Genomic DNA, 809 nt, shown 5'->3' on the forward strand with positions numbered 1-809 from the left:
GGAGGTGATGGCGGCGGGAGTGAAGCGATATCGAGGAAAGAGATTCCATAGGTCAATGCAAAAAAAGGAAAAAGCAGAGCTCAGTAACGACTGATTGTGTCAAGTATAGTTCGCAATTTTCCATCGGGATCCCACAGGACTAAGCTGCATTACGCCTGGCTAAGATATGCTGAAGAATCTCTTTCCTGATATAGCATTTGGAAGTCTCCCAATCTTCAGCGTATTCAATTAGATAGCAACTAATAAGCCGTATATAGGAATCCATTGAAGGGAAGATCCCAACTACCTTGGAACGGCGACGGATCTCTTTATGCAAGCGCTCCAACATGTTAGTTGAACTGATTTTCTTTGCGTCGATCTCTGGGAACCCATAGAATTGCAAAGAATCTTCAAGGCCATTCGCCAAGACTTCGACTGCTTTAGGAAACCTGGCTTCATATTCTTCAATAAGAAGCTCCGCGTAGCGTTTGGCGGATTCGTAATCGGGCTGCTGCCAAATCTGCTTTAGTTTTGCCGCAAAGGATTCCTTATCCTTGGCCGGGACATGAACAAGAATATTTCTCATAAAATGAACCTTGCACCGTTGCCAACTGCACCCGACAAAGGATTTCTTAATGGCAGAGACCAGGCCTTGATGGGCATCGGAAACCGCAAGCCATACGTTTTTTAACCCTCGTTTTTTGAGACCGGTAAACAAAGCGGTATACGACGCTTCTGATTCTTCGTACATGGGCTCAACCGCTAAAACCTCGCGTTTCCCTTCAAGATTAACTCCACACACAACATGAACTGCCATATTACAAACGCGA

At 45.2% G+C, this 809-nt stretch carries 1 protein-coding gene; it reads right to left on the minus strand.

Translation table 11 applies throughout. From position 1 onward, the window contains the following. Positions 1-139: 139 nt before the first annotated feature. Positions 140-809 (minus strand): IS256 family transposase (locus G5B42_RS11315; RefSeq protein WP_181340579.1); only part of this gene is annotated, 670 nt, incomplete at its 5' end.

Origin of the sequence: Capillibacterium thermochitinicola (genome assembly GCF_013664685.1) — a bacterium.
In the GTDB taxonomy this organism is placed as follows: domain Bacteria; phylum Bacillota; class UBA4882; order UBA10575; family UBA10575; genus Capillibacterium; species Capillibacterium thermochitinicola.